Annotated in this window: 2 protein-coding genes; both read left to right on the plus strand. The window is 44.8% G+C overall.

The features are described 5' to 3' along the window. Positions 1-2700, plus strand: a 2700-nt coding sequence (locus tag ACESLU_RS12975) for a SusC/RagA family TonB-linked outer membrane protein (protein ID WP_372639055.1), incomplete at its 5' end; no start/stop codon positions are given. Positions 2701-2743: 43 nt separating this feature from the next. Beyond that, the coding region (locus tag ACESLU_RS12980; RefSeq protein ID WP_372639056.1) for a RagB/SusD family nutrient uptake outer membrane protein at positions 2744-3639 on the plus strand (896 nt) is incomplete at its 3' end.

Raw genomic sequence — 3639 nt, forward strand, 5'->3', positions numbered from 1 at the left:
GACGCAGCGATTCAAGAGCGATCCTCAACCAACATTTCTCAGGCCCTGGCAGGTCGAGTATCCGGTGTAGACGTATCATTAAATTCTGGTCAGCCCGGTGGATCTCCACAGATTCGTATACGTGGAAGTAGTTCGGTTAGTAACACAAATGATCCATTGTATATAGTTGACGGGGTGATGTTAAACGTTGAACGGATGCAAGGCGGTTCCCATGCTGTAGGTTCCATTCCACCAAGCGATATTGAATCAATTGAGGTTCTTAAAGATGCTTCCGCAACGGCAATTTACGGGGCGCGGGGTGCAAACGGGGTAGTGTTGATAACCACCAAATCAGGGAGTAGTCAAGGGCCCAGAGTAGACTACAATGTTTCCGTAAGTACCGGTAGCGTTGCTAAGAAGATTGATGTTTTGAATGCAGAAGAGTTTTTAGAGGTAGAGGAAATTGCCTACTCAAATGCAGAAAAATTTGATCCGGCAGGTTTTGAGGGAGGAAAGTATACTAATCCTGTGGATAAAAGGACTGATCCGCGGCTTTTCGAGAATGGTGAACCTTTATACGACACGGACTGGCAGGATGAGGCCTTTCGTCAGGCGATAACACACAGGCATAACCTGGCAGTTTCCGGTGGTGACCAAGAGACAACCTATGGACTTTCCCTGTCCTATGACAATGAAGAAGGGGTTATGAAAGACTCTTGGTTAGAACGCTATACGGGACGATTTAACATTGAAACCGAGGTAGCAGAATGGTTGACGGCTGGGGGTCGTCTCAGTTACAACAACCAGTCACAAAAAGAGCTCCATCCATGGTCAATGAGGATGTTGTATGAGTCCATACCGATAGTTCCTGTTAAATATCCTGATGGAACATGGGCGGGTAATGAGGATTATCCCGGTATGGAAGGAGGTCCCAATCAGCGGAGAGTATCCGAAGAGAGTATTCACATCCTGAATACGCAAAATATCGTTGCAGATGTTCACACCAATATAAAATTTAATGACAATTTGGAGCTGCGAACAATGCTTGCTGCGAATGTGATTACCCAGGAGCAAGATCAGTACTCAGGTCGTACGCTGCCCTTTTTGTCACGAGATCAGGAGGGTACTGCCAGTATATCACCATCACAAAATGAAAACTGGCAATTCGAGAATATTCTTAATTATTCCAATGATATTAATGAGATTCATTCGGTTGAAGCCATGTTGGGTCAATCTATACAAACCTCACACAGTTCCAGCTCTACTGCAGCTGCCTGGGGTTTCCTGGATGATTATTTTAAATATAATAACTTAGGCATCGCAGATAACCCGCGGCCACCGAACTCTTCCAGGAGTGAATATTCGATGTCATCCTTCTTCAGTAGGGTTAATTATACCTATGATAGCAAGTACCTGGCAACAGTGACGGGTCGAGTGGACGGTTCTTCAAAGTTCGGTCCCGAAAACAGATACGCATTTTTCCCTTCAGCTGCATTGGGATGGAGAGTATCTGAGGAAGACTTTCTGCAAAATAACTCGGTTATCTCCAATCTGAAGATTCGGACAAGCTACGGTCATACCGGTAATTCAGAAATATCCAATTATCAGTATGAGGCTGGCTTGGGTACCTATACCGCAATATTTAACGGAAATAGAAACATCGGTGTAGGTGTTCAGCGGTTGGCTAATCCAGAGCTGAAGTGGGAGGTAAACAAACAGTTCGATATAGGACTTGAATTGGGGCTTTTTAATGACAGGGTATCAATTGAAGCTGATTTGTATCGCAGAAAATCAGAAGAAATGCTTCTGTTAAGGCCGCTTCCCCGAACAAGCGGTTATGCCAATGTTTTTGAGAATATCGGAAGTATGGAAAACAGGGGTATTGAACTGGCATTAACAACTTATAACGTCCAGGGTAACGATTTCTCATGGAGTACGGATTTCAATATTTCCATCAATGAAAATGAGGTCCTGAAACTTCACGGCGGTTCAGATATCGAAACCGGGGGCGGCGTGCACGGTGGTGGAGCAGGAAGTATTATTCGGGAAGGACTGCCCGTAAATACATTCATGGGCTTCATCTCACAGGGTACCTGGAATACAGATGAAGCAGAAGAGGCGGCCCAGTATAATCGTCTCCCTGGAGATATTAAATATAAGGACGTTAACAATGATGGCGCTATTAACCAGGACGATCGGGTCCCGATCGGAAACGGTGTGCCCGACGGTTATGGAAGCCTTATTAACACTTTTACATACAAGAATTTTGAGTTTAACGCTGACATTCAATTCATGTATGGAAATGACATCATGTGGGAAGCAGTGCACTCAACCGAAGACCGGGTGGGAATTGCCAACGCTTTAGGGTCAGTATTAAATGCCTGGACTCCCGATAATCAGGATACGCCGATTGCACAATTGCGTCCCACACAGGCGGGCTATGATACTGACAACGATACCCACAGGATGCAAGACGGTTCCTTTATCAGGGGCAGGAATTTTACGTTGTCATATAATCTTCCACAAGACATTTTGAGTCCCTTGAGCATAAGGAACTTAAGGATTTATGCCACTGCGCAGAATCTATTTACCATTACAGAATTCCGAGGATATGACCCTGAAATATCCACTTCAGGCGCGCCATTTTCCAGAGGCAGGGCGCAATACTTTGAATATCCTAAATCCAGAACATTCGTTCTGGGCATTAATCTTGGAATCTAAAAAATTTGCGCTTTATTAACTATAAAATTTTATTCCCACACTTATGAGAAAGCTAACTTCTTTTTTAATACTTGGTAGTTTTATCGCATTTGTAGCTTCTGGCTGTGATGATTTTCTTTCACATACGGATCCTACCAGTTTTACGGGAAACAACTATTATACAGAGCCGGCTCACGCTGAAGCTGCAGTCAATGCCATATATGAGGATTTGAGAGCGGTGAGAGGCGGAGGATTCGGGGGAGCAGCCTGGCTAATGACAGAGTTCCAAACCGGTCTGGCAAACACTGAACTGGGACAGGCAACGAATAGCCTGGATATCCGAGCGCTGGACAATAGTGCCGATAACGGTTATGGACAAACCTATTGGAACAGCCATTACCGCGGTATTGCCAATGCAAACGAGGCACTAGCCAACATACCCGATATTGAACAGTTGGATGAAGCCACAGAAAACAGGTTATTGGGAGAGGCGAGGTTTTTACGCGCGTATTACTACTATAATCTTGTCAGAATCTTCGGGGATGTACCGTTGATTCTGGAGCCTGTTGGCTTGAACTCAGAGAACCTGGCACCGGAACGAACACCCGTTGCTGATGTTTATGCTGCGATTGTCGAGGATTTAACATGGGTAGAATCCAATTCCGGATTGACCTTTAATGATGAAAGCGGGAGAGTTACCATGGGTGCTGTAAAAACCCTGTTGTCCAGCGTCTACTTGACAATGGCGGGATATCCCATGCAGGGCGGCGACCAGTATTATCAACTTGCCAGAGATAAAGCCAAAGAGGTTATCGACTCCAATGAATATCAATTGTTTGATACTTATGGAGAACTCAAGGCGGAAAGCCTGGAAAATACGGGAGAGCATATTTTTATGGTCCAGTTTGATGCAGATATTGTTAACCACAACGGGTTGCAGTATGTAACCCTTCCCTATAA

The sequence above is a fragment of the Fodinibius sp. genome, assembly GCF_041642155.1.
GTDB lineage: Bacteria > Bacteroidota > Rhodothermia > Balneolales > Balneolaceae > Fodinibius.